19 protein-coding genes, 1 pseudogene and 1 riboswitch are annotated in these 23,668 nt (G+C 72.4%); of the genes and pseudogenes, 8 read left to right on the forward strand and 12 right to left on the reverse strand.

Annotation, left to right across the window (positions count from 1 at the left end; genetic code table 11):
• Window positions 1-111: 111 nt before the first annotated feature.
• A complete protein-coding gene (locus tag IH61_RS0118890; RefSeq protein WP_051837412.1) occupies window positions 112-639 on the reverse strand; it encodes an ATP-binding protein in 528 nt (175 codons plus the stop codon).
• Window positions 640-789: 150 nt separating this feature from the next.
• On the opposite strand from IH61_RS0118890, the gene IH61_RS0118895 reads away from it, so the two are divergent.
• Window positions 790-1,602, forward strand: coding sequence for a helix-turn-helix domain-containing protein (locus IH61_RS0118895; RefSeq protein ID WP_051837414.1), 813 nt, complete (start codon window positions 790-792; stop codon window positions 1,600-1,602).
• 17 nt (window positions 1,603-1,619) lie between these two features.
• On the forward strand, window positions 1,620-1,832 hold the full coding sequence (locus tag IH61_RS0118900) for a DUF397 domain-containing protein (RefSeq protein WP_031071233.1): 213 nt from the start codon (window positions 1,620-1,622) through the stop codon (window positions 1,830-1,832).
• 176 nt (window positions 1,833-2,008) lie between these two features.
• Here the strand turns inward: IH61_RS0118900 and IH61_RS44660 are convergent.
• A pseudogene (locus IH61_RS44660) lies at window positions 2,009-2,195 on the reverse strand (transposase); the annotation flags it as partial.
• A gap of 357 nt (window positions 2,196-2,552) precedes the next feature.
• Here IH61_RS44660 and IH61_RS0118905 point away from each other — a divergent pair.
• Window positions 2,553-4,529, forward strand: coding sequence for a DUF6528 family protein (locus IH61_RS0118905; protein ID WP_031071236.1), 1,977 nt, complete (start codon window positions 2,553-2,555; stop codon window positions 4,527-4,529).
• Window positions 4,530-4,671: 142 nt separating this feature from the next.
• Here the strand turns inward: IH61_RS0118905 and IH61_RS0118915 are convergent, their stop codons facing one another.
• Together IH61_RS0118915 and IH61_RS0118920 are read right to left on the reverse strand one after the other, a co-directional pair.
• A complete protein-coding gene (locus IH61_RS0118915) occupies window positions 4,672-5,412 on the reverse strand; it encodes an SDR family NAD(P)-dependent oxidoreductase (protein ID WP_031071239.1) in 741 nt (246 codons plus the stop codon).
• 369 nt (window positions 5,413-5,781) lie between these two features.
• Window positions 5,782-6,747, reverse strand: coding sequence for a serine/threonine dehydratase (locus IH61_RS0118920; RefSeq protein ID WP_031071241.1), 966 nt, complete (start codon window positions 6,745-6,747; stop codon window positions 5,782-5,784).
• Window positions 6,748-6,948: 201 nt separating this feature from the next.
• Here IH61_RS0118920 and IH61_RS0118925 point away from each other — a divergent pair, with 201 nt between their 5' ends.
• Entirely contained in the window at window positions 6,949-7,149 is a 201-nt protein-coding gene (locus IH61_RS0118925; RefSeq protein ID WP_031071243.1) for a DUF397 domain-containing protein, read from the forward strand.
• Window positions 7,150-7,181: 32 nt separating this feature from the next.
• Here the strand turns inward: IH61_RS0118925 and meaB are convergent, their stop codons facing one another.
• The 3 genes from meaB to IH61_RS0118940 are packed head-to-tail and all read right to left on the reverse strand — an operon-like array spanning window position 7,182 to window position 12,292.
• Window positions 7,182-8,174, reverse strand: a complete 993-nt coding sequence (gene meaB / locus IH61_RS0118930) for a methylmalonyl Co-A mutase-associated GTPase MeaB (protein ID WP_031071246.1) — start codon at window positions 8,172-8,174, stop codon at window positions 7,182-7,184.
• A gap of 12 nt (window positions 8,175-8,186) precedes the next feature.
• Window positions 8,187-10,400 (reverse strand): methylmalonyl-CoA mutase, encoded by a 2,214-nt coding sequence (scpA, locus tag IH61_RS0118935; RefSeq protein WP_031071248.1) that lies wholly within the window; start codon window positions 10,398-10,400, stop codon window positions 8,187-8,189.
• A complete protein-coding gene (locus IH61_RS0118940; RefSeq protein ID WP_051837417.1) occupies window positions 10,397-12,292 on the reverse strand; it encodes a methylmalonyl-CoA mutase family protein in 1,896 nt (631 codons plus the stop codon). Before IH61_RS0118940 ends, scpA begins: the two co-directional genes overlap by 4 nt.
• A 317-nt stretch (window positions 12,293-12,609) precedes the next feature.
• Between IH61_RS0118940 and IH61_RS0118945 the strand changes: the two genes are divergently transcribed.
• Window positions 12,610-13,683, forward strand: coding sequence for a C40 family peptidase (locus tag IH61_RS0118945; RefSeq protein ID WP_031071252.1), 1,074 nt, complete (start codon window positions 12,610-12,612; stop codon window positions 13,681-13,683).
• A gap of 273 nt (window positions 13,684-13,956) precedes the next feature.
• Here the strand turns inward: IH61_RS0118945 and IH61_RS0118950 are convergent, their stop codons facing one another.
• From IH61_RS0118950 to IH61_RS0118965, 4 genes are all read right to left on the reverse strand, one after another.
• Window positions 13,957-14,841, reverse strand: coding sequence for a M56 family metallopeptidase (locus tag IH61_RS0118950; protein WP_031071254.1), 885 nt, complete (start codon window positions 14,839-14,841; stop codon window positions 13,957-13,959).
• Window positions 14,838-15,206 carry a BlaI/MecI/CopY family transcriptional regulator gene (locus IH61_RS0118955; protein ID WP_031071256.1) on the reverse strand — a complete coding sequence of 123 codons (369 nt, stop codon included), beginning with the start codon at window positions 15,204-15,206 and terminating at the stop codon, window positions 14,838-14,840. Before IH61_RS0118955 ends, IH61_RS0118950 begins: the two co-directional genes overlap by 4 nt.
• A gap of 168 nt (window positions 15,207-15,374) precedes the next feature.
• Entirely contained in the window at window positions 15,375-18,125 is a 2,751-nt protein-coding gene (locus tag IH61_RS0118960) for an ABC transporter permease (protein WP_031071258.1), read from the reverse strand.
• Window positions 18,122-18,928: an ABC transporter ATP-binding protein gene (locus tag IH61_RS0118965; RefSeq protein WP_031071263.1), complete on the reverse strand. Its 807-nt coding sequence runs from the start codon at window positions 18,926-18,928 to the stop codon at window positions 18,122-18,124. Before IH61_RS0118965 ends, IH61_RS0118960 begins: the two co-directional genes overlap by 4 nt.
• 190 nt (window positions 18,929-19,118) lie before the next feature.
• Window positions 19,119-19,296: riboswitch (M-box (ykoK) riboswitch) on the forward strand.
• Between the two features lie 353 nt (window positions 19,297-19,649).
• Between IH61_RS0118965 and IH61_RS0118970 the strand changes: the two genes are divergently transcribed.
• The 3 genes from IH61_RS0118970 (at window position 19,650) to IH61_RS0118980 (ending at window position 22,919) form a co-directional block, all read left to right on the forward strand.
• Complete coding sequence (locus tag IH61_RS0118970) at window positions 19,650-21,326, forward strand: NRAMP family divalent metal transporter (protein ID WP_031071265.1); 1,677 nt, start codon at window positions 19,650-19,652, stop codon at window positions 21,324-21,326.
• 131 nt (window positions 21,327-21,457) lie between these two features.
• Window positions 21,458-22,192 (forward strand): MgtC/SapB family protein, encoded by a 735-nt coding sequence (locus IH61_RS0118975; protein ID WP_031071268.1) that lies wholly within the window; start codon window positions 21,458-21,460, stop codon window positions 22,190-22,192.
• Window positions 22,193-22,241: 49 nt separating this feature from the next.
• On the forward strand, window positions 22,242-22,919 hold the full coding sequence (locus IH61_RS0118980) for a DUF1275 family protein (RefSeq protein WP_031071270.1): 678 nt from the start codon (window positions 22,242-22,244) through the stop codon (window positions 22,917-22,919).
• Between the two features lie 11 nt (window positions 22,920-22,930).
• Here the strand turns inward: IH61_RS0118980 and IH61_RS46030 are convergent, their stop codons facing one another.
• Entirely contained in the window at window positions 22,931-23,584 is a 654-nt protein-coding gene (locus IH61_RS46030) for a hypothetical protein (RefSeq protein WP_051837421.1), read from the reverse strand.
• Between the last annotated feature and the right edge of the window lie 84 nt (window positions 23,585-23,668).

Below are 23,668 nucleotides of genomic sequence, written 5' to 3' on the forward strand. Positions count from 1 at the left end.
GTGCCCACCCCCGGGCCGCGCCGCGCGGCGCCCGCCCCACACCGGCCGGGCGCCGCACCACCACTGCTCCCGAAGGGCGTCGTTGGTCGGAGTTCGCCGGTTGGGTGGGCTTCAACGCGCGCTTGAGGAATCGGTGATCGAGAGGTCGGCGTGGACGATCTTCCCGTGCGGGAGAGGCGTGACGCCCCAGCGTCCTCGGGTGAGCCGGTGCACCATGGCGAGGCCCCGGCCCGACGTGGCGTCGCGTCCGGCCTGGATCATCACGGGCATCGAGCGGGAACCGTCACCGACGAGGATGCGGAGGATCCGGGCCGAAGGCCGGCGTACGGCGACGATCATGCGGGTCTGGCACCCGGTCTTCGCGGCGTTGGTGACCAACTCGCTGACGATCAAGGTGGCGTCGTCCACCAACTCGTCGAGCCTCCATTCCAACAGCTTCGCGGTCACGAAGTGCCGTGCGGCCCTTACCGATTGGGGCTGATACGGCAGGCACACCGTCGCCGGCTCGGCGGGCGGACGGGCCTTCGCCTCCGCTCCCGTCCGGGCAGTGGCGCGGGCTCGGTGCGGCCCGAACGTCGGGAACGTGCGCGGCGATTCCGTGAAATCGGGCCTCAGGCGGGCTTCTTGGCCGAAGCGCATGGGGCGTGTCTGTTCTGAGGGCATGGGGGACTCCGTAGGTTGCTCGGCGCAGTCGGCACCTCACCTGCTGTAGCCATGGTGGCCCGACCTCCTCTACGATCGCCAGGTCTCAACCTTCACTGTTCTGGTGCGTCACAGAGGGGTCAGGCCGTGGAGTCGAACGAATATGACGAGACGTCATCTCTGGCGATCCGCTTCGGGAGGGAGCTCCGCCGGTTGCGGAAGGCCAGAGGATGGTCCCAGGTCGAGCTCGGCAAGCGGATGGGCTATTCGCACGGGTTGGTCTCGTACATCGAGGGCGCGAAGAAGCCCATCACTCTTAAATTTGCAGTGAAAGCCGACGAGGTGTTCGAAACCGGCGGCACCTTCGTGGAGTTGTGGCGGATCTACTCCCGCGCATCCCTGCTGGAGGGGTTCCCGGAGTACGCCCTCCACGAGGCCAGGGCCATCGAGGTCCGCCACTTCGAGCCGGCCGTGGTGCCCGGCCTGCTCCAGACGCCGGACTACGCGCGGGCGTTCGCCTCCGCCGCCGTTCGGCGGGGCAGTATCACCGAGAAGCAGTTGGACGACCGCCTGGACTTCCTCGTCACTCGTCAGCGTCTCATCGACCGGCACCCAGCTCCCCACCTCCACTTCGTGCTGGACGAAGGAGCGCTGCGGCGGCGGGTCGGCGGGCCGGAGGTGATGGCGCGGCAGTTGAAGCACCTTGAAGAGCTTGCGGTCCGCCCGAACGTCACGATTCAGGTCGCCCCGTTCTCCCTTGCGGAGGAGCTGCCGTTCACGATGGTCGTCACGTTGCTGACCATGCCGGACCGCACGCTCCTGGCGTACTCGGAGTGCCAGTTGCGCGGGTTCCTCGCGCGGGAGAAGGCTCTCGCTCGGGCCTGGGAGAGGGACTACCATCAGCTCCAGGTGGAGGCGCCGTCAAAGGGCGCTTCACTGGAGATGATCCGCAGTTCGTAAGGCGTGAGAGGAACATCATGACCCCCCGTGCAGACCTGTCCGGCGCCGCGTGGTTCAAGTCCAGTTACAGCAACAACGGGGGAACATGCGTCGAGGTGGCCGCCAACTTCCCCGGCCTGGCTCCCGTTCGGGATTCCAAGGACCCGGAGGGTCCGGCGCTCGTGTTCGCGGCCGATGCCTGGAAGTCGTTCGTCACCGCCGTCCGACTCGGCGAGTTCGGCACCGTCTGAGCTATCGAGAGGTCGGCGTGGACGACCTTCCCGTGCGGGAGAGGCGTGACGCCCCGGCGTCCTTGGGTGAGCCGGGGATCCGCAGGGCCCGGCGCTCGTGTTCGCGGCCGATGCCTGGATGGTCAAAGCCGCTCGGATCCGGGCGGACCTGATCGACCGGCTGGCGGAGGTGTGCACCGTCTTCCACGGGCCGTATCGCTCCGGCAGGTCACGCCACGGCACGCCCGTCCGGATCCGGTGCAGCACCCCGTTCGCGACCTGGCGATGGTCCCGGGACCTGCCGCAACGCCTGCTCACTGGGAGAAGCGGCGCCAGGCGCTCCCACTGCGCATCCGTCAGATCACTCCTACGCCCCAGAGTCATATCAACGACTCAACTGATCGCCAGGCCACTGCCTGGGCGATCTGGCCCCCCTTTTTGAGCTGTTCCGCCCCGCCGCGCTGAGGCACGCATGGGCGGCCATGGCCGGCGTGATGTGTCGACGCCGGCCCGTTGGCCGCCCATGCGCTCTCCCTGCAGTAGCGATGCGAACCGTCAACTTTCGGTGCGGCCATCTCCCTTGAGGATTCCTTCTTGCCGGAAGCCCGGCTTCGCGGCGGTCGGTCTCCCGGTGCCGGGCAGGTCCGCGGCGCCGGCATGACGAGCGCCGAAGATCGCAGACGATACGATCGCGAACCGCGTGATCAATTGGCGTTCATGTGAAGATACTTGAGGGGTTTGATGAGAAAGGTGCGCTTTGTCCGGTCGCTCTTGGTCGTGGCGGCGCTCATGGCGTCGACGCTGGCCCTGGGGGGCGGGGCAGCCGAGCCGGCGCAAGCGGCGGGCATCGACTACGGGATAGTCGCGGGGGACCAGGGCAGCAACTCGCTGATCGCCTATGATCCGGCGACCTGGGCGGTCCGGTGGACGTGGCAACCGAAAACGACCGAGGGCTTCACCTCGGACGAGATATCGGCGTTCGGGCTCGTGACCGACTTCAAGCTGCGGAACACCTCGGCCGGCCAGCGGATGGTCGTCACGGCCAGCGGCGGGTTGGCGGCGATCGTCACCCCTTACCCCGAGGGGAAGAAGGTGTGGTCGGCCAACCTGAGCGGGGACAACCTGCACGGTGCGGAGCTGCTGCCGAACGGCAACATCGTGGTGGCGTCCAGCGAGAAACTCACTACGACGACGAATGGGGGGCGTACTGGGACGGGGGCCGGAGGGTTCCTCAGGGTCTACGCGTCCTCCCAGGGGGCGAATAACGCCACCTACGCGGAGTACCCCCTGAACGAGGCGCACGGCGCGCTCTGGGATCCGACCTACGACCGGCTCTGGGCAATCGGCTACAACGGCAGCGGCGCGCCTGTTCTGGACTCCTTCACCATCACCGGGAGCGCCGCGCAGCCGCACCTGACCCTGGACAAGCAGATCAACTTGCGGGACACGTTGAAGGACACCGCTCCCCACGACTTGACTGCGGATCCGAACAACGCGAACGTGCTTCTGCTGAGCACGGGGACGAAGACATGGTCGTACGACAAGTGGAAAGGCAGCTTCACCCCGCTCGTCACGGCCAACGATGTCAAGGCCATCAGCGCGCAGCCGTCAGGTCAGCTGGTGATGACACAGCCGGATAGCTCCAAGACGCCGGAAACGGCGGGCGGCTGCAGCACCAACACGTGGTGCACCGACACCATCGACTTCTACAGCCCGGTCAAGAACCTGGACGGCTCCGTCAGCGGCTACACGCACACCTCGCACAAGGTGACCGGTGCCCGGTTCTACCGCGCACGCGTGTGGAACCCGACCTACAACTCCGTCGGCGACGCGACGCACGGCACGGTCTCCGACGGCGCCCTGTCCGGCGGCTTGCGGACTCCGGCGGTGATCGACGCCAACGCCCGGATCTCGCAGATCAGCGCCGCTGCGCTGCCCGACGGGACCTTGCACGTCCAGACGCTGCTCCCCGGAGCGGGAGTCTGGGACCGCACCCGCAACCTCGACGGAACGTGGTCGACGTCGACCCAGATCGACGCCAACCCCGCGATCACCGCGATCAGCGCCGTTGCGCTGCCCGACGGGACCTTGCACGTCCAGACGCTGATCCCTGGAGCGGGAGTCTGGGACCGCACCCGCAGCGCCGCCGGCACGTGGTCCAGCTCGAGCCAGATCGACGCCGATGGCCGGACCTCGCGGATCAGCGCCGCCGCGTTGCCCGACGGGACCTTGCACGTCCAGACGCTGCTCCCCGGGTGGGGAGTCTGGGACCGCACCCGTACCTCGTCGGGTAGCTGGTCGAACCGGACGCAGCTCGTCGTGGACTGCGCCATAAACGACACCAGCGACCCGTGCATCACCGATGTGAGTGCGACACCTGGGGCGGACGGCGGCCTGAACGTCCAGGTCCTGAGGGCGGGTTACGGGATCTCCGCGGTCTCGGTTCGGGCCTGGGCCGGGGCAAACTGGCCGCTGCCCACGACTGACGTGGACCGCAATCCGTCCATCACCCGCCTCGCCGCGAGCATCACGTCGGACGGCACCATGCACCTGGAGGCGATCGTCCCCGGCTACGGCATCTGGGACCGGACGCTCGCACCCAACGCGACGTCATGGGCCGCCAGCGCCACACAGATCGACAGCATCGGGGGCGACTTCGCCGTCTACAGCGTGGGCCTGCCGGACGGATCGCTCCACGTCGGCAGCGCCGCGTACTGACACGAGCAGGGTGTTCTCCGCCGATGCCCGGAAGTCGTTCGTCACCGCCGTCCGGCTCGGCGGGTTCGGCGCGAGCGGAGTCACCGAGGAAGGCGCCCCGGCGGTCGGTCAGACCGTCGGGGCGCCTGCTGCTGAGGGGTGATCAGGCGGTGTAGCCGCCGTCCACGGCCAGGCTGGTCCCCGTCACGTACCGACCGCCGGGGCCGGCCAGGAACTCCACTGCGGCGGCGATGTCCTCCGCCGCGCCGAACCGCCCGAGGGCGGTCAGGCCCCGCTGGAAGTCCCCGCTGTCGCCGTCCGCCGGGTTCATGTCCGTGTCGATCGGACCCGGGTCGACGGTGGTGACGTTGATCCCGCGCGGGCCCAACTCCCGTGCCAGGGCCTTGGTCAGGCCGATCAGCGCGGTCTTCGCCGTCGCCTGGAGGACGAAGTTCGAGCCCGGGACGCGGCCGTTGAAGCACGAGCCGATACTGATGATCCGGCCGCCCTCGGTGAGGTGCGGCGCGGCGGCCTGGGCCGCCAGGAACACCGACTTCACATCCACGGCCAGGACCCGGTCGAGGTCCTCGGCCGACACCTCCTCGATCGGCCCGTACGCGAGGAAGCTGGCGTTGTTCACCAGGATGTCGATCCGGCCCAGCTCTCGGACCGTCCGCTCCACCACGTCCCTGGCGGCTGTCCCCTCCGTCAGATCGGCCCGGATGACCAGGGCCCTGCCGCCGTCCGCCTCGATCTCCTTGGCGATCGCGCGCGCCTGCTCCTCCGCCTGGACGTACGTCAGCGCCACGGCCGCCCCCGCGGCGGCCAGCCGCTTCGCGACAGCCGCGCCGATACCGCGGCTGCCGCCGGTGACCAGGGCTACCTTGCCGGTCAGGTCGCTCATCTCTGCTCTCCCCGTTGTTCGGTGATCTTCGTTGAAGACGATCCTCGAACATTCCCACCAGTGTGATGGTCAAATGGTTTTCGCAAACCGGCGAACCCCGCGATTCGCCCAGCAGCCCCCGAAGCGGGGGGTAGAAGGCTCGCCCGCGTTCCTGGGCGAGACCGGAACGGCGGAGCTGGAGCCGATGTGCAATGTGGTCACCGAGCCGCGCGGTAGCTCCCTGCACTACCTCGGCCGATTCACCTATCGGGTCTGACACTCTCCCGTCGGGCCTGTCACAGCGGTCGGTGCCCATCCGCTGCCCGGTCGGCGCTCCGATGTCGTGGTCGAAGCCTTCCAGGCTCCGGCCCGTGTCGCAGAGGCGGGGTGTCAGGTGGTGACGAGGTCGGACGGGTCGGTGTTGGCTCCGCAGAGGACGACGGCGATGCGTTCGCCGTCCTCGGGCTTGTAGGCGCCGGAGGTCAGTGCGGCAAGTGCCGTGGCGGCGGCGTGTTCGACGGCCAGGTGGCGGTGGTCCCAGAGGAGTTGCCGGGCGGCGCGGATCGCGTCCTCGGTGACGAGGACGGAACGGGCCTGGGCGCGCTGCGCCCAGTGCAGGGCGGTTTCGCTGGCGCGGCGGGCTCCGAGGGAGTCCGCCGCAACGGAATCCACCGGGACGTCGACGACCTTCCCGGCCTCGACGGCGGCGTTGAGCGCCCGGCAGTTCGCCGGTTCGACGGCGACGACGCGCACGCCCAGGGCGTGGGCGGTCATGGCCGTTCCCGCGAACAGGCCGCCGCCGCCCACGGCGACGACGACGGTGTCCAGGCCGGGGACCTGGTCGTGGATCTCACCGAGCAGGGTCCCGGCGCCGGCGGCGATGTACGGGTTGTCGTACGCGTGCGAGGCCAGGGCGCCAGTGGCGGAGGCGAACTCGGCCGCAGCGGCGGCGGCTTCGGCGTACTCGGCGCCGACCTGGCGCACGTCCGCGCCGAGCGTGCGCAGCTTGGCGACCTTCACCGCCGGGGCGGTGGTCGGCAGGAAGACGGTGGCGCGGATGCCGTGACGCTGCGCGGCCCACGCGCAGGCCAGCCCGGCGTTGCCACCCGAGGCGATCACCACCCCGGCCCCGGGCATGCTCCCGGCCGCCAGGTGCGCCCCGATGAAGTTCGCCGCGCCCCGGTCCTTGAACGAGCCGGAGGACTGCATGAAGTCCAGGGCGAGGAAGACGCGGGCGGTGCCGAAACTGTCGCGGTCGATCTCGAGGACCGGCACGGGCCGGGTGACGCCGTGGACGCGGTCCTTGGCGGCCTTCACGTCCTCGTACGTCGGGAAGGTGTTCGCGGTGGTGGTCAAGGCTGCTTCTCCGGAGGCTGTCGGGACCAGGCGATGAGGTGGGGGCCACCCCGTCCGCTCGGGCTTCAACGTGCGGTCGAGGGCTCGGCGATCGAGAGGTCGGCACGGACGATCTTCCCGTGCGGGAGAGGCATGACGCCCCACCGCCCTCGCTGACGATCAACGAGGCGTCGTCCGTCAGCGACATCATGACCCCCCCGTGTGGACCTGTCCGGCGCCGCGTGGTTCAAGTCCAGTTACAGCAACAACGGCGGGTCCTGCGTCGAGGTGGCGCCCAACTTCCCTGGCCTGGCTCCCGTTCGGGACTCCAGGGATCCGCAAGGCCCGGCGCTCGTGTTCGCGGCCGACGCGTGGAAGTCGTTCGTCACCGCCGTCCGGCTCGGCGAGTTCGGAACGCTCTGAGCTACGGAAGGGTGCCGCTTCGGGTACCGGTCTCAGGCGGTGCCGAAGAACGCGTCCAGGATCTGCTGCGCCGCCAGCCCCGCCGGCAGCGTCCCCGCTCGTACCTGTGACTCCAACTCGGGTGCCATTCGCCGTACTTCGGGGTGTTCGTGGAGGCGGGCGAAGAGCTGGTCGTGGACCATCGACCAGGTCCACTCCACCTGCTGGTCCCGCCGCTTCGCGGCCAGCGCGCCGGTGGCGTCCAGTACCTTGCGGTGCTGCTGCAGCCGCTCCCACAGCACGTCGAGCCCGGCGCCGTCGAGTCCGCTGCAGGTCAGGACGGGCGGGGTCCAGATCGCGTCCGGGGCCTGCAACAGGCGTAGTGCGCCCGCGAGTTCGCGGGCGGCCGCGCGGGCGTCGCGCTCGTGCGGGCCGTCCGCCTTGTTGACGGCGATGACGTCGGCGAGCTCCAGGACGCCCTTCTTGATGCCCTGCAGCTGGTCGCCGGTGCGGGCCAGGCTGAGGAGCAGGAAGGTGTCCACCATGCCCGCGACGGTGGTCTCGGACTGCCCGACGCCGACGGTCTCGATCAGCACCACGTCGTACCCGGCGGCCTCCATGACCACCATCGACTCCCGGGTGGCCTTGGCGACCCCGCCCAGCGTCCCCGAGGTGGGGGAGGGCCGTACGAAGGCGGCGGGGTCGACGGCGAGGCGCTCCATCCGGGTCTTGTCGCCGAGGATGGAGCCGCCCGTCCGGGTGGAGGTCGGGTCGACGGCGAGCACCGCGACCCGGTGGCCGAGGCCCGTCAGCATCGTCCCGAAGCTGTCGATGAAGGTCGACTTGCCGACTCCGGGCACCCCGGTGATGCCGACGCGCACCGCGCCGCCCGCGTGCGGCAGCAGGCGCTGGAGCAGCTGCTGGGCGAGGGCGCGGTGGTCGGGCCGGGAGGACTCGACGAGGGTGACGGCCCGCGCGATCCAGGCGCGCGAGCCGTCGAGGACGCCCGTCACGTAGCTGTCGAGGTCGATCGTCCGTGGAGGCATGCGGTCAGCGGCTCACAGTTCGTGGCCGAGGTCGGCCGCCAGGGAGACGAGCAGGTCGTACGCGGCCTCCGGGATGACGGTGCCGGGCGGGAAGACGGCGGCCGCGCCGGCCTCGTACAGGGCCTCGAAGTCCTGCGGCGGGATGACGCCGCCGACGACGATGGTGATGTCCTCGCGGCCCGCCGCGGCGAGTTCGGCGCGCAGCGCGGGCACCAGGGTGAGGTGTCCGGCGGCCAGCGAGGACACGCCGACGATGTGGACGTCCGCCTCGACGGCCTGGCGGGCGACCTCGGCGGGGGTCTGGAACAGCGGGCCGACGTCGACGGTGAAGCCGAGGTCGGCGAAGGCGGTGGCGATCACCTTCTGGCCGCGGTCGTGGCCGTCCTGGCCCATCTTGGCGACGAGGATGCGCGGGCGGCGGCCCTCGGCCTGCTCGAAGCGCTCGACCAGGTCGCGGGTGCGCTGGAGGGAGGCGGAGGGTCCGGCTTCGTCTCGGTACACACCCGAGATGGTACGGATCTGGCCGCTGTGGCGCCCGTACACCTTCTCGAGGGCGTCGGAGATCTCGCCGACGGTGGCCTTGGCGCGGGCCGCGTTGACGGCCAGGTGCAGCAGGTTGCCGTCCAGGGAGCCGCCGCGCTGGGGGCCCGCCTCGGCGGCCGCCGTCAGGGCGCGCAGGGCGTCCTGGGTCGCCGCCTCGTCGCGCTCCTCGCGCAGACGGCGCAGCTTCTCGATCTGGCGGGCGCGCACCGAGGAGTTGTCGACCTTGAGGACGTCGATCTGCTCGTCGTTCTCCACCCGGTACTTGTTGACGCCGATGACCGGCTGGCGGCCGGAGTCGATGCGCGCCTGGGTGCGGGCGGCGGCCTCCTCGACGCGCATCTTGGGGATGCCCGCGTCGATGGCCTTGGCCATGCCGCCGGCGGCCTCGACCTCCTGGATGTGCTCCCAGGCGCGGCGGGCCAGGTCGTTGGTCAGCTTCTCGACGTAGGCGGAGCCGCCCCAGGGGTCGATGACGCGGCAGGTGCCGGACTCCTGCTGGAGGAGCAGCTGGGTGTTGCGGGCGATGCGCGCGGAGAAGTCGGTGGGCAGGGCCAGCGCCTCGTCGAGGGCGTTGGTGTGCAGCGACTGGGTGTGTCCCTGGGTGGCGGCCATGGCCTCGACGCAGGTGCGGGTGACGTTGTTGAACACGTCCTGCGCGGTGAGCGACCAGCCGGAGGTCTGCGAATGGGTGCGCAGGGAGAGGGACTTGGGGTTCTTCGGGTCGAACTGCTTGACGAGCTTCGCCCACAGCAGGCGGGCGGCGCGCAGCTTGGCGACCTCCATGAAGAAGTTCATGCCGATCGCCCAGAAGAACGACAGCCGCGGCGCGAAGGCGTCCACGTCGAGGCCCACGTCCAGGCCCGCGCGCAGGTACTCGACCCCGTCGGCGAGGGTGTAGGCGAGTTCCAGGTCGGCCGTGGCCCCGGCCTCCTGGATGTGGTAGCCGGAGATGGAGATCGAGTTGTACCGGGGCATCTTCTGCGAGGTGTACGCGAAGATGTCCGAGATGATCCGCATCGACGGCTGCGGCGGGTAGATGTAGGTGTTGCGGACCATGAACTCCTTGAGGATGTCGTTCTGGATGGTCCCCGCCAGCTTCTCGGGCGGCACCCCCTGCTCCTCGGCGGCGACGATGTACAGCGCCAGGACGGGCAGCACGGCGCCGTTCATGGTCATCGACACCGACATCTTGTCCAGCGGGATGCCGTCGAAGAGCTGGCGCATGTCGTAGATGGAGTCGATGGCGACGCCCGCCATGCCGACGTCGCCGGTGACGCGCGGGTGGTCGCTGTCGTAGCCGCGGTGGGTCGGCAGGTCGAAGGCGACGGACAGGCCCTTCTGGCCGGCCGCGAGGTTGCGGCGGTAGAAGGCGTTGGACTCCTCGGCGGTGGAGAAGCCGGCGTACTGGCGCACCGTCCAGGGCTGGTTGACGTACATGGTCGGGTACGGCCCGCGCAGGTACGGGGCGATGCCGGGGTAGGTCTCGAGGAAGTCGAGGCCGGCGAGGTCGGCGGAGGTGTAGAGCGGCTTGACGCCGATGCCCTCGGGGGTGTCCCAGACGAGCTCGTCGACGTCCTTGCCGGTGGCCCGGTGCCAGGCGCTCTGCCACTGGGCGTCCGAGGCAGCGCCGGGGGCCTCCGCGGAGGAGGGGCCCAGCTCGATGCCGGTGAAGTCGGGGATCATCGCGCACCCTCGTTCTCGTCGGCGCTGCCCGCGCCGGTGATCTGGTCCAGCAGGGAGGTCAGGACGGCGATCGCGTCACCGCCCGCGTGGATGAACTCGTCGACGCCGGGCGGTACTTCGGCGAGCCGTCCGGCGAGCAGCACCCGCTCGGCGCCGGCCTCCCGCAGTGCCTGGGCCACGGACGAGGCGTGCTCGCCGTACAGGGCGTCGCTGGAGCAGAGGCAGGCGACGGTGGCGCCGGACGCCTTGAACGCGGCGGCGAAGGCGGCCGGGTCGGCCGACTCGAAGGAGGTGGTCGCCAGGCCGCCCGCCTGGAAGAGGTTGGCGGCGAAGGTGGTGCGCGCGGTGTGCGCGGAGGCGGTGCCGATGGAGGCGAGGAAGAGCGCGGGGCGGGCGCCGGTGGCGGCGAGGACGGCGTCGGAGCGGTCGCGCAGGGCCTCGTACGCCTCGGCGCGGCGCACCCGCGGCAGCCCGCCGACCAGGCCGGAGGGGGCGGGCCGGCGGACGAGCGGCTGCTCGTCCAGGTGCGGGAACTCGCTGACGCCGGTGACGGGTTCGCGCCGCTTCGCCAGCCGTACGGTGCGCTCGGCCCAGGTGGCCTCGATCCGTTCGGCGACCGACCCGCCCGCCAGGGCGGCCTGTTGGCCTCCGGCGCGCTCGATCTCCTGGAACCAGGCCCAGGCGGCGTGCGCCAGTTCCTCGCTCAGCTGCTCGACGTACCAGGAGCCTCCGGCCGGGTCGATCACCCGGGCCATGTGGGACTCCTCGAGCAGGATCGCCTGGGTGTTGCGGGCGATCCGGCGGGCGAAGGCGTCGGGCAGGCCCAGCGCGGTGTCGAAGGGCAGCACGGTGACGGCGTCGGCGCCGCCGACCCCGGCGGCGAGGCAGGCGACGGTGGTGCGCAGCATGTTCACCCACGGGTCGCGGGCGGTCATCATCACCCGGGAGGTGACGGCGTGCTGGCGCTGGGCGGAGGCGTCGGGGGAGGCGCCGGAGGCTTCGGCGACGCGGGCCCAGAGGCGGCGCGCGGCGCGGAACTTGGCGATGGTGAGGAACTGGTCGGCGTCGGCCGCGTAGCGGAACTCCAGCTGGCCGAGCGCGGCGTCCACGGAGAGCCCGGCGGCGGTCAGCGTCCGCAGGTAGGCGACGCCGGTGGCCAGGGAGCAGCCCAGCTCCTGGGCGGGGGAGGCGCCGGCCTCGTGGTAGGGCAGCGCGTCGACGGTGAGGGCGCGCAGGCCCGGGTAGGTGCCGGTGCAGCGGGCGGCCAGGGCCGCGGCCTCGGCGAGCAGCGCGTCGGTGCGCGCGGCCTCGCCGGTGCGGGCCTGGAGGCCGAGCGGGTCGGCGCCGAGGTTGCCGGAGGCGTCGGCGGGGGAGACCTCGCGGGCCTCGTACAGGGCGAACAACTGCTCGGCGGCGGCGGTGGATTCGGGCCCGGCGTCGAGGGCGACGGCCGCGAGGTCCAGGTACACGCCGGTGAGCGCCTCGGGCAGCGCGTCGACGGGCAGGCCCTCGCCGCCGAGCTCCAGCCAGACGGAGGAGACGCCGTGCTCGAGGTCGGCGAGGACGGCCTCGTTGGTGCGGGCGCGGTCCGGGTCGGCGTGGCGCTGGCGCACGTCCCAGCCGGCGACGACCGAGCCCTGGGGGCGGCTGCCGCGGACGAACGGCGGGAAGCCGGGGTAGCCGGGCCGGGCGGCCGTGTTCTCGGCGGTGTAGAGGGGGAGGGCGGTGAGGCCGTCCTGGAGCGTGGTGCTGAGAGTCTGCTCGGCGGCGGCGCCGTCCTCGGGCTGGGCACCGGACTTGCGCAGCACGCCCTGGACGAGCTGCTGCCACTGCTCACGGTGCGCGGCCGGGAACTCGGCGGCGAGGGGGAGCCCTTCGGGCGGGACCTTCATGTGCGCAGGTTAGCGCCCGTTCGCGTGGGTGCAGGAGTGGCATTCCGTGTGACCTTAGCCTCGCTTAAGCGGTCGCGGCAGCACTCTGCGTGACGTCGGGTGCCACCGGTCCCTGCGGGCGGCGGGACCACGGGGACGGCGGGTGCCGGGACCACGGCGATGGCGGGTGCCGGGACCACGGGGATTGCGGAACCACGGCACTCATCTATTAAGTTACTTCGAAGAAGGTGGATGGGGGTGCAACCCCCAGCGTCCCCGCCCGCCGTCGCCGTCTTCCGGCATGCCCCTGAGTGTCCCCCGTAAGGAGCCCACCGCCCATGGGAAAGCGTCGAAAGCCCAGCCCTCCGAGCCGGGCCCGCATGGCGGTCCTGACCACGGCCGTGGCCGGCGGTGCCGTACTGGCCGCGGGCACCGCCCACGCCGAGCCGGCGCCGAACCTCGCCTCCGTCAAGGAGCAGGTGGACAAGCTCAACGAGGAGGCCGAGCAGTCCATCGAGCGCTACAACGGCTTCCAGGCGAAGCAGACCAAGCTCCAGAGCGACGCCAACCAGCTCCAGGAGAAGGTCGCGCGCGGGCAGGAGGCGATGAACGAGGTACGCACCCGCCTGGGCGCCGTCGCCGCCGACCAGTACCGCACCAACGGCATCGACCCGTCCGTACAGCTGATGCTCGACTCCGACCCGGCCGGGTACCTGGAGAAGGCCGCGGTGCAGAACCAGGTCTCCGACTCCCAGACCGCCATGCTCAAGCAGGCCCAGAACGAGCAGCGCAAGCTCGACCAGGACCGCGCCGAGGCCACCCGCACGCTCGCCGAACTCGACTCCGTCGGCAAGCAGTTGCTGGAGGAGAAGAAGCAGGTCCAGGGCAAGCTCGCCCAGGCCCAGACGATGCTGAACAAGCTGAGCGCCGAGGACCGGGCCAAGATCAACGCCCAGGAGTCGGCCGCGAAGCAGGCCGCCGCCGCCAAGCAGGCCACCGAGGCCGACCGCGCCTCCCGAGGCGCCCAGCGCCCGGACCTCAACGTCCCGGCCCCGCCCGCGAGCGGCCGCGCCGCCACCGTCATCGCGTTCGCGCAGGCCCAGCTCGGAAAGCCGTACGGCTGGTCCAAGACCGGCCCCGACAGCTTCGACTGCTCGGGCCTGACCGGTGCCGCCTACCGCGCCGCCAACGTCAAGCTCTCCCGGATCTCCCAGGACCAGTGGAACGACGGCCCGCACGTGGACCGCGCCGACCTCCAGCCCGGCGACCTGGTGTTCTTCTACGACGACATCCACCACGTCGGCATCTACATCGGCGACGGCAAGATGATCCACGCCCCGCGCACGGGCAAGAACATCGAGGTCCTGCCGATCAGCGTCATGCCGTACAAGGGCGCCGTCCGCCCGGCCTGATCCGAAGACCTGCGAGACCTAGTGCCGCGTCAGGCAACCTTTGCCCCGTCGCGACGCCCGGCACGCACTCTCGCCGCACCGGCCGAAAGCCCAAGTACGTCCAGTACGAGGCCGACTCGGGCGCACGCCCAGCCGGGCGCGAAGTGGGGGCACCTCCCGGCCGAAGGCTGGGGGAGCCGCGCGCTCGTCCGGCAAGACCCGCCGGACAGGCCCTGGCCGCGCACCCCAGGCCGGTGAGCCGCACCCATGTGGGTGCGGCTCACCGGCGTAGGTCTACGGATGCGGGGCGCAGGCCAGCAGATAGGGGAGCACCGGGAGGGCGAACACGACCGGCCAGGCCGCGAGTTGGCGCCGCCGGCCGCCGCCCGGGCGGGCGAGGCGGCGGATGCGGGCGAGCACGCCGGTGGCGGCCGCGCCGAGCGAGCCGTCCGGCGGGGTGCTACCCGTGGCCAACGCGCAGAGCGCCGAGGCGAGTTCGCCGCGCGAGACGCGTTCCAGCGCCGCGTCGTCCGCCGCCATCTCCAGCAGCAGCGCCACCTCCTCCCGCCCCCGCCGGGCGAGCGGCAGCGGGCCGAGCAGCAGGGCGAAGGTGTCGGCGGGCAGCCGCAGCAGGTGGTGGCGGCCGCGCAGGTGGCCGTGTTCGTGGGCGAGGGCCGCGGCCACCTCGCGGTCGTCGAGCAGCCGCAGCGCGCCGCGCGACAGGACGATGCGCGAGCGCCGCCCGGGCAGGCAGTAGACGGTGGGGTGCGCGTGCTCCAGCACCAGCGCGCCCCAGCGGCGGTCCCGTACGGCGACCGCGTCGAGCAGCGCCCGGTGCCGCCGCCGCACGCGGCCCGCGCGGGCGCCGACCGTCGCCACGGCGGCGGCGAGCAGGGTGAGGACGGCGGCCGGCTGCCACCAGTCGTGGGTGTGGGGGAGTACCGGCCCGACCGGTTCGAGGTGGGGGAGCAGCCCGGCGAGGCCCGCGGGCTCGTGGGCGAACGGCTCCACGGCGTGGTGCACGGTGAGCACCAGCGCCACGGTGAAGGAGGCCATCAGGGCCAGCCAGAGCGCGGCGCCGAGCACCGGGTGGGCCTGGAGCCGGGCGGAGCCGGCGAGTCGGCGGGGCAGCAGCGCGCCGGTGGCGGCCAGGTACAGGCCGAGCAGGGCGAGCGTCACTTCCCGTCCCGGGACTTGACCTGTTCGAGGGCGGCGCGCAGGGCGCTGACCTCGTCGCCGCTGATCCCCTCGACGAAGCGCAGCAGGGCCCCGGCCCGGTCGGAGGTGGTCTCGAGCGCCTGGTGCATCAGTTGGGCGGTGTACGCCTCGCGGGTGCACGTCGGCTCGTACAGCCAGGCGCGGCCGGCCTTGTCGCGGCGCAGCCAGCCCTTGGTGTGGAGGATGTCGGCGACGGTGGTGACGGTGGTGTACGCGACCGGCCGTTGCCGCTGGAGGTCGTCGACGACCTCGCGCACGGTGGCCGGCCGGCCCCAGGCCCAGAGCCGGTCCATGATCTCGGCCTCGAGCTCGCCGAACCCGCGCAGTGCCACCGTGTCTCCCTCGCCGAGCGCCGGCGATCGCTCCGCCCGCCGAATCCGTTGAACCGGTTCACCGGTCTCGTCCGTTGAACCTGCCCATGGTACGGCGCCGGCCGGGCGCCCGACCCCTGGAAGGGGAACGGGCGCCCGGCCGAGGTGGGCGGAGCGGGGGCTTCAGGACAGGCGCCGCCCCAGCGGCACCCGGGAGCGGGTGAACAGCGCGGCGAGCAGGCCCGCCGCCACCGGCAGCACCAGCACGACCAGCAGCAGTTCCCCCCACGGCGCGGTGATCAGCGCCGGCTGCGCGCCGAACCCGCGGGCCCGGGACTTGAGCAGCCCCACCGCCGGGACGAACCCGTTGGCCGCCCCGAGCAGCGCCCCGAGCATCGCGATCAGCGTGCACTGCAGACCGGCCATGGTGCGCCGGATGCGGGGCGGGGCGCCGACCGCGGCGAGGGTGGCCTGGTCCTGCCGGGAGTCGGCGGCGGCGAGGCCCGTGGCGATGCAGGCCGCGCCGAGTACGACCAGGCCGGCGAAGCCGCTGAGGGCCAGGGTGAGCGCGTCGCTCTTGGGCTGGAAGCCGCGTTCGATCTCCAGCCGTCCGAAGCGGTCGAGCTGTACGGCGGACGCCTCGGCGCGCTGCTGCGCCTTGCGGTCGGGCGGGGTGGCGGGCAGCCAGACGGCGCCGACGGGTTCGGCGGACAGGCCGAGCCCGGCCAGGGCGGTGGGGGCCATCAGGCCCTGGGCGAAGCGGGCGGCGTCCGGGGCCTCGACGACCAGGGCGTCGACGGCGACCTCCTGGAGGTCCGGCTTGGGGACCTCCCCGGGCCGGACGGGGGCGCCGCCGCCTCGCATCTGGAGCACGGCCTTGCCGTCCGCGCCGACCAGCGTCCGGTCGAAGACGAGCAACTTGCCCGCCGCCAGGGCTTGTTCGGCCGCCGGGTCGTGCAGGCCGAACTGGTTGTGCAGCACGGTGACGTCGCCGGAGGCGAGGTGCGGCGGGGCGGCGAGGCGGTGCCAGTCCGTCGGGCCCTTGAGCTGGACGACGCTGGAGCAGCCCTGGCAGAACCGGTAGACGACCTGCCCGAGGTCGCCGCGCGGCCCGAGCCCGCCGAGCTGCTTCTCCACCTCGGCGCGCACCTGGAGGGCCTGAGGCCCGCTGAGGTGGGTGCTCAACTGGACGGCGCCGTACGGGGCCTGCGGCCGGTAGTCGCGCCGGTTCTCCGCGTCGGTGCTGGTGCTGTACACCCCGATGGCGACGGCTCCGGCGACGGCGGCCATCACGGCGGCGACGGCGGGAGCGGTGCGCGAGCGGTGCCGGGCGGCGTCGCGCAGGGCGAGCCGGGGGCCGAGCGGCAGGCGGCCGGCGATCCGGCCGAAGAGGGCGACGAGGACGGGCGTGCAGGCGAGCAGGCCGAGTTCGGCGAGGACGGAGCCGCCGAGCACGGTGAGGGTGCGGGCGTCGTAGGTGCCGACCACCGGGCGGTCGTGGGACAGGGCGCCCGCGCCGTACACCGCGAGGGCGCCGCCGGCCAGGATCATCAGCAGGCCGAGCAGGGCGATCCGGCGGCTGGGCGCGCGCACGGTGTCCCGGTCGGAGAGGCCCGCGGTGACGCTGCGCCGGGCGGCCTGGAGGGCGGGCAGGGCGGCGGCGAGCAGGGCGGTGAGCAGGCCGATCCCGGCGATGGCCAGCAGGTCCAGCGGCGGGACGGCGAAGTGCCCGAAGCGCGAGCCGCCGGCCCGTTCGATCCACGGCCGCAGTACGGCGACCGTACCGGTGCCCACGGCCACGCCGATCAGCGCGCCGACGGCGCCGAGGACGAGAGCGCCGCCGAGCACCACCGCGCCGACGTGGCCGCGCCGGCCTCCGGCCGCGCCGAGCAGGGCGAGCTGGCGGCGGGAGCGGCGGGCGCCGACGGCGAAGGCGGGCCCGGCCAGCAGGGCGACCTCGAGCAGGGCCATGCCGGTGACGGTGGCCACGATGACCCGGGTGCTGTTGCCGGTGGCCGGGTCCCGGTAGGTGCGCGAGTCCCGGTAGTAGGGGATGGCGCCCTCGGGCGGCGGGGCGAGCGCGACGGAGCGCGCGGTGAGGGTGAAGCCGTACCTGTTCGCCTCCTGGACCTTGGCCCAGTCGATCGAGGCCCCGGCCGGGAGCCTGACCAGCCAGGCCCGCTGCCCGGTGGTGGCGCGGTCGGCGGGCCCGGCGCCGGCGGCGGCCCCGGGTTGCTGGGCGGCGCTCAGCAGGTCGAGCAACTCGCCGGGCCGGGCGACGAGTTCGGCCCGGCCGAGCTCGCCGGGGCGCTCGACGACGCCGGTGACGGTGAAGGCGGCGCCCTCCAGGCCCTGGACGGTGGTGGTGCCGCCGACCTTGAGGCCGCCGCGCTCCAGGAAGGCCCGGCTGGCGGCGAGTTCGTGCGCCGTCGAGGGCGCGCGGCCCTCGACGAGGTCGAGCCGGCCCCGCCAGATCCGGTCGCCGAGGTCGGCCTCGGAGATCGCGGCGCGCACCAGCCCCTCGGGGGAGGTGGCGCCGGTCTCGGGCGCGGAGCGGGCGGGGGTGAGCGTGCTGCCGGGCGGCAGCAGCGAGGTGACCAGGGTGGCCGGGTCGGTGCCCGCGGCCTTGAGCTGCTCGGCGGTGGGCTGGGCGTCGGGGCGCGGCTGGACGACGAAGGAGCCGTCCTCGGCGATGGGCGCCTGCTCGACGATCTGGCCGGGGTTGAGCGCGTTGACGTAGGCGTCCGCGCCGCCGACGACGCGCTCGACCCGTTCGGCGGGGGTGAGTTGGCCGCTGCGGTGGACGACGTCGGCGCCGGTGACGCCGAGGACGGGCAGGGCGATCATGGCGACGATCAGGGCGCTGCGGCCCTTGGCGCGCAGTGCGTCGCGGCGGGCGAGGCGCAGCGCGACCTTCCAGGCTCCGAACCTCACCGGATCACCTCGCCGGGCCCGTAGCCCGCGATGCCCGTGGCGCTCGTGGTGCCGGTGGCGCCCGTCATGCCCGTGCCGTGGGAGACACCCGCGGAGGCCCGGTGCCCGCGGCTCTCCGAGGCGATCGCCCCGTCCCGCAGGTGCACCACGCGGTCGGCCCAACTGGCGTGCGCGGCCTCGTGGGTGACCATCATCGCGGCCGCCCCGGCGTCGCAGCGGGCGCGCAGCACGGCGAGGACGGCCTCGCCGGTGGCGGAGTCCAGCGCCCCGGTGGGCTCGTCGGCGAGGACGAGCCGCCGCTCGCCGATCAGCGCCCGGGCGATGGCCACGCGCTGCTGCTGGCCGCCGGACATGTCGTCGGGGAAGCGGTCGGCGAGTTCGAGGATGCCCAGTTCCTCCAGCGCGGCGAGGGCCTCGCGGCGGGCCCTGCGGCCGGGGACTCCGTCGAGTTCGCGCGGCAGGGAGATGTTCTCCGCGGCGGTGAGCGCCGGGATCAGGTTGTAGTCCTGGAAGACGTAGCCGATGGAGCGGCGCCGCAGGTCGGCGAGGCGGCGCCGGCTGAGGCCGCCGAGGGCGACGCCCTCGACGAGCACCTCGCCCTCGCTGGGCGCGTCCAGGCCGCCCGCGAGGGTGAGCAGGGTGGACTTCCCGGAGCCGGAGGGGCCCATGACGGCGACGAACTCGCCGGGGCGGACGGACAGTTCGACGCCGCGCAGGGCGTGGACCTCGGCCGCGCCCTTCCCGTGGACCCGGGTGACGTCGGCCAGCCGCAGGACGGGTGCGGTCGGATCGGTGTGGGACATGCCTCCCCCTCGTGTGCTGTTCAGCTGCATATGTCGGTGAACTATATGTCGGTGAACTGTATATGTCGAGGCGCGGGGCATGGGGGTGCGGAAGATCGGAGGTTTGGTCAAGGTTCTACAAAGATGTAGAGGAAGGGCCGAAAGGAGGCGCGGGCCGTCCGCGAGAGGGCTATGCTTCTCGAGGTTTAGAAAGGCACCTCGTTCGGTGAGGCGTCTTCACGGACACAGGCCACTGACCCGACGACGTCGAGAGACGCCCAGGTTCAGGACAGATCTTCCCGAGTTAAGGGTTGATCCCAAGTGGCTTCCGGCTCAGCCGAGTCGGACACGCCGTGGAGTGCCAAAGCTCTGACGAGTTGGGGTGGACCGGTTCCGTGTGGGCCGGTGTGCTCCTTGCCGTGTCGCGATGCGGCGCACAGTCGGTGCGCCCCCGGCCGGGAGGAGGCGAGAACCATGGACTGCAGTAGTCCGGGCCACAGTTGCCCCTATCCCCGCATGCTCTCGTACACCTCCGGCACGCGGTAACAACCTCCCCTGCGCGTTTCTCAAGGCCCTTCGTCCCGAGCCCAGCCATCCGCGGACGCAAGCCGCCTGACGCTTCGTCACGTCCGTACGGCCGCCGCCGCTCAGCGCCGCCGTGCGGAGTCGACGACGCATGCCCGCAGGGGGACCGCCGCTGCGTGCCCCCAGTCGCCCCACCCGGGGCAAGGGAGGCTCCGCCATGACCAACGTGATGCTTGACCCGAAGGTCCCCGCCGCCCACCGCAGCGCCGTACTCGACGACGCCCACGTCGGCGACATCAAGGGCGCGCTCGGCACCATCCGCCTCGACGACGACGCACCCCGCCAGGGCCTCTCCGTCCGCCTCAAGACCCTCCTCGCGATCATCGGCCCCGGCCTGATCGTCATGGTCGGCGACAACGACGCCGGCGCCTTCTCCACCTACGGCCAGGCCGGGCAGAACTACGGCACCCAGCTGCTGTGGACGCTGCTGATGCTGATCCCGGTGCTGTACGTGAACCAGGAGATGGTGCTGCGCCTGGGCGCCGTCACCGGCGTCGGCCACGCCCGGCTCATCCTGGAGCGCTTCGGCAGGTTCTGGGGCGCCTTCAGCGTCATCGACCTGTTCCTCCTCAACGCCCTGACGCTGGTCACCGAGTTCATCGGCGTGACGCTGGCGGCCGGGTACCTGGGCCTGCCCAAGGCCGCCGCCGTGGTCCTGGCGGCGGCGATCATCATCGCCTCGGCCTTCACCGGCTCCTTCCAGCGCTTCGAGCGGGTGGCGATCACACTCTGCATAGGCTCGCTGCTGCTGGTCCCGATCTACTTCATGGTCCACCCCAAGTCCTCGCAGATGGCCCACGACTTCGTGGTCCCGCACATGCCGGGCGGCTCCGGCCAGCTCGCCGCCGTCATGATGGTCATCATCTCGATCGTCGGCACCACCGTGGCGCCCTGGCAGCTGTTCTTCCAGCAGTCGTACGTCATCGACAAGCGGATCACCCCGCGTTTCATGCGGTACGAGAAGGTCGACCTGTGGATCGGGATCGTCGTGGTGATCGTGGGCGCCGCCGCGATGATCGGCATCACCGCCGCGGCCTTCGCGGGCACCGACGGATTCGGCCAGTTCTCGGACGCGGCCGCGCTGGCCAAGGGCATCGAGGACAAGGCCGGGCGCCTCGCGGGTGTCCTGTTCGCCGTCGCACTGCTGGACGCCTCGATCATCGGCGCCTTCGCGGTCTCGCTCTCCACCGCGTACGCCATCGGGGACGTCTTCGGGATCAAGCACTCGCTGCACCGCGGGGTCAAGGGCGCCAAGGGCTTCTACGCCGTCTACGCGGGCCTGGTCGTCGCCGCGGCCGCCATCACCCTGCTCTCCACCTCCTACACCCAGGGCCTGATGACGCAGTTCGTGCAGGTGCTGGCCGGGGTGCTGCTGCCCTCCGCCACCGTCTTCCTCCTGCTGCTCTGCAACGACAGGGCCGTCCTGGGCCCCTGGGTCAACGGGCCCAGGACCAACGCCTTCACCGCCACGGTGGTCGGGGTGCTGGTGATGCTCTCGCTGATCCTCACCGCCGCCGTGGTCTGGCCGGACATCTCCTCGGACGCGATCCTGACGATCATGGCGGGATGCGGCGTGACCGGGGTCATCGTGGCCGGGTACTTCTTCGTCGCGGGCCGCAAGGGCACCAAGGAGGACCCTCTCCCAGCCTCCGGCCGGGGGCGCCCCCATGACCGCACCGGCCGCGAGAACTGGCGCATGCCCCCGCTGGAGACCCTCGCCAAGCCCGCCATGTCCACCGCCCGCAAGCTCGGCATGGGCGCCCTGCGCGCCTACCTGCTGATCGCGATGGTCATGGTCATCATCAAGGTCGTCCAGACCGCCCTGAACCACTGAGCCGCTCGCGCCCCGTACGGACGGGCGGCGGGCCCAGGCTCACCGCCCGTCCTTCCCCTTTCCGCTGAAACCCCATGAAGTCCCCTGAAGTCCGCTGAAGTCCGCTGAAGTCCTCCGAAGGAGGTGCCGCCGTGCACACCCTGACCACCGTCGAGTTCCTGGTCCGGCTCGCCACCGGCGTCGCCTGCGGCGCGCTGATCGGTGTCGAACGTCAGTGGCGGGCCCGTATGGCGGGCCTGCGCACCAACGCCCTGGTCGCGGCCGGGGCCACCCTGTTCGTCCTGTACAGCGAGGCCGTCGGCGACTCCGGCAGCCCCACCCGGGTCGCCTCGTACGTCGTCTCCGGCATCGGCTTCCTCGGCGGTGGCGTGATCCTGCGCGACGGCGCCGGTGTGCGGGGCCTCAACACGGCTGCCACGCTGTGGTGTTCGGCCGCCGTCGGGGTGCTGGCGGCCTCCGGCAAGCTCGAGCTCGCCGTCCTCGGCACCGTCGCCGTGCTCGCCGTCCACCTGATCCTGCGCCCGGCCGGCCGGCTCCTCGACCGGGCCCCGCAGTCCGGCAGCGACCCGGACGCCACCTGCCGCGCCATCGTGCACCTGGAGTGCGACCGCAGGTCCGAGACCCACATCCGGGCCCTGCTGCTCCAGGCCCTCGCCGCCTCCGGCCTCGCCCCCACGGGCCTGCGCGTCCGCCGCACCGACTCCGGGGACGCCACCAGCGTGCGCGCCACCGTCGCCGTCACCGGCCAGGTCGCCCCCGCCCTGGAGCAGGTCGTCACCCGGCTCTCGCTGGAGCCGGGCGTACGGGACCTGCACTGGCACCTGGAGGGCGAGGCCGACGACTCCGGGAACGAGGCCCTCGCCTGAGGCGGTAGAACGGAGGGATCGTCACGCCGAGCCACCCTGGGAGAGAGCGATGCTGACCCCCGACCACGAACACGGCCCGCTGGTGCCGATGCTGCTGGTGCTGACCGTCGTCACCGGGGTGGTCGACGCCGTCAGCTACCTCGAGCTCGGGCACGTCTTCGTCGCCAACATGACGGGCAACGTGGTCTTCCTCGGCTTCGCCCTCGCGGGCGCGGCGGGCCTGTCGGCCACGGCCTCGCTGGCGGCGCTCGCCGCCTTCCTCCTCGGCGCGGCCGCCGGCGGGTACCTCGCCCGCCGACTGCCCGGGCACCGGGGCCACCTGCTCACCGCCGCCGTGGCCGGGCAGGCGGTGCTCGTGGCGGCGGCCACCGTGCTGGCGGCGCTGGCGGGGCACGAGGCGGAGGGCGTGCGCTACACCCTGATCGGGCTGCTGGGCTTCGCCATGGGCGGGCAGAACGCGGTGGTCCGCTCGCTGAAGGTGCCCGACCTCACCACCACCGTGCTCACCATGACCATCACGGCCCTCGCCGCGGACCGCACCGGCCCGCGCCGACTGGCCTCCGCGGTCTGGATGTTCGCCGGCGCCCTCCTCGGCGCGCTCCTCGTGCTCCACGCGAACGTGCCGGTCGCCCTGTCCCTGGCGCTCGTCCTCCTGGTGGGCGTCGCCGCCGTGACCCACCTGGCCTCGCGGCCCCACCTGTCCCAGGGCTGGACGGCTCCGCGCTGAGGCCGAGGCGGTTAGGAGTCCTCGCGGTGGGGCGCGGTCCGGCCGGTCCAGCGGGGCTCGTGCCGGGCCCAACTCGCCGTCCAGGCGCGGTCGGCGCGGCGGTCGAGGGCCTGGAGGCGCAGCCGCAGCGCGAGCACGAGGAGGGCGAGGACGGAGAGCAGGGCGCCGGTGCCGATGCAGGCGGCGCCGACGGCGACGGCGGAGCGGTCGAGCGGGGCTGAGGCGGGGTTGCCCGCCGGGTCGACCCAGATCGGCAGGACGGTGCCGCCCAGCACGCTGCGCGGGGCCTCGACGGTGCCGGTGTGCGGGGTGCCCGCCGGGTAGGACCAGGCGGCCGCGACGGTGGTGCGGGTGTTGTAGCCGGTGAAGCGGCCGCCCGCCGCGCCGTGGTCGGGGGTGTCGAGCACGACGGCGTCGACGCGGTGCAGCCGGGTGTGGTCGCGGTCGGCCTGCGCCGCGCTCGTACGGAAGGAGACCAGCGCGCCGCCGGTGGAGAGGGCGACGGCGAGCAGGGCGCCGAGGACGGCGAGGACCCAGGCGCGGGAGCGGGAGCGGTCGAGGGGGCGGACGAGCGCTTCGTGCCGGGCACCGAGGGCCCGCCTCAGGTGCCGGCCGGTTCGCCGCGACAGCGACGCGGGCCGGGCCGGGCGGGGTGTCCTGGACACGTTGAAGGCTCCTCAAAGGTACGTGAACGCACAGGTGTTCGTTACTCAATCTCCACCTGATGCTCCCTCGACGGCGCCTCGCGC

The sequence above is a fragment of the Streptomyces sp. NRRL WC-3742 genome (genome assembly GCF_000720635.1).
In the GTDB taxonomy this organism is placed as follows: Bacteria; Actinomycetota; Actinomycetes; order Streptomycetales; family Streptomycetaceae; genus Kitasatospora.

Bases quoted from the DNA above. Each gene is read 5' to 3' on its own strand.
- meaB (WP_031071246.1), bottom strand. From the start codon at position 8,174: ATGCCTCCACGGACGATCGACCTCGACAGCTACGTGACGGGCGTCCTC.
- IH61_RS0118900 (WP_031071233.1), top strand. From the start codon at position 1,620: ATGACCCCCCGTGCAGACCTGTCCGGCGCCGCGTGGTTCAAGTCCAGT.
- IH61_RS0118890 (WP_051837412.1), bottom strand. From the start codon at position 639: ATGCGCTTCGGCCAAGAAGCCCGCCTGAGGCCCGATTTCACGGAATCG.
- scpA (WP_031071248.1), bottom strand. From the start codon at position 10,400: ATGATCCCCGACTTCACCGGCATCGAGCTGGGCCCCTCCTCCGCGGAG.
- IH61_RS0118940 (WP_051837417.1), bottom strand. From the start codon at position 12,292: ATGAAGGTCCCGCCCGAAGGGCTCCCCCTCGCCGCCGAGTTCCCGGCC.
- IH61_RS0118965 (WP_031071263.1), bottom strand. From the start codon at position 18,928: ATGTCCCACACCGATCCGACCGCACCCGTCCTGCGGCTGGCCGACGTC.
- IH61_RS0118915 (WP_031071239.1), bottom strand. From the start codon at position 5,412: ATGAGCGACCTGACCGGCAAGGTAGCCCTGGTCACCGGCGGCAGCCGC.
- IH61_RS0118980 (WP_031071270.1), top strand. From the start codon at position 22,242: ATGCTGACCCCCGACCACGAACACGGCCCGCTGGTGCCGATGCTGCTG.
- IH61_RS0118945 (WP_031071252.1), top strand. From the start codon at position 12,610: ATGGGAAAGCGTCGAAAGCCCAGCCCTCCGAGCCGGGCCCGCATGGCG.
- IH61_RS0118970 (WP_031071265.1), top strand. From the start codon at position 19,650: ATGACCAACGTGATGCTTGACCCGAAGGTCCCCGCCGCCCACCGCAGC.
- IH61_RS0118905 (WP_031071236.1), top strand. From the start codon at position 2,553: ATGAGAAAGGTGCGCTTTGTCCGGTCGCTCTTGGTCGTGGCGGCGCTC.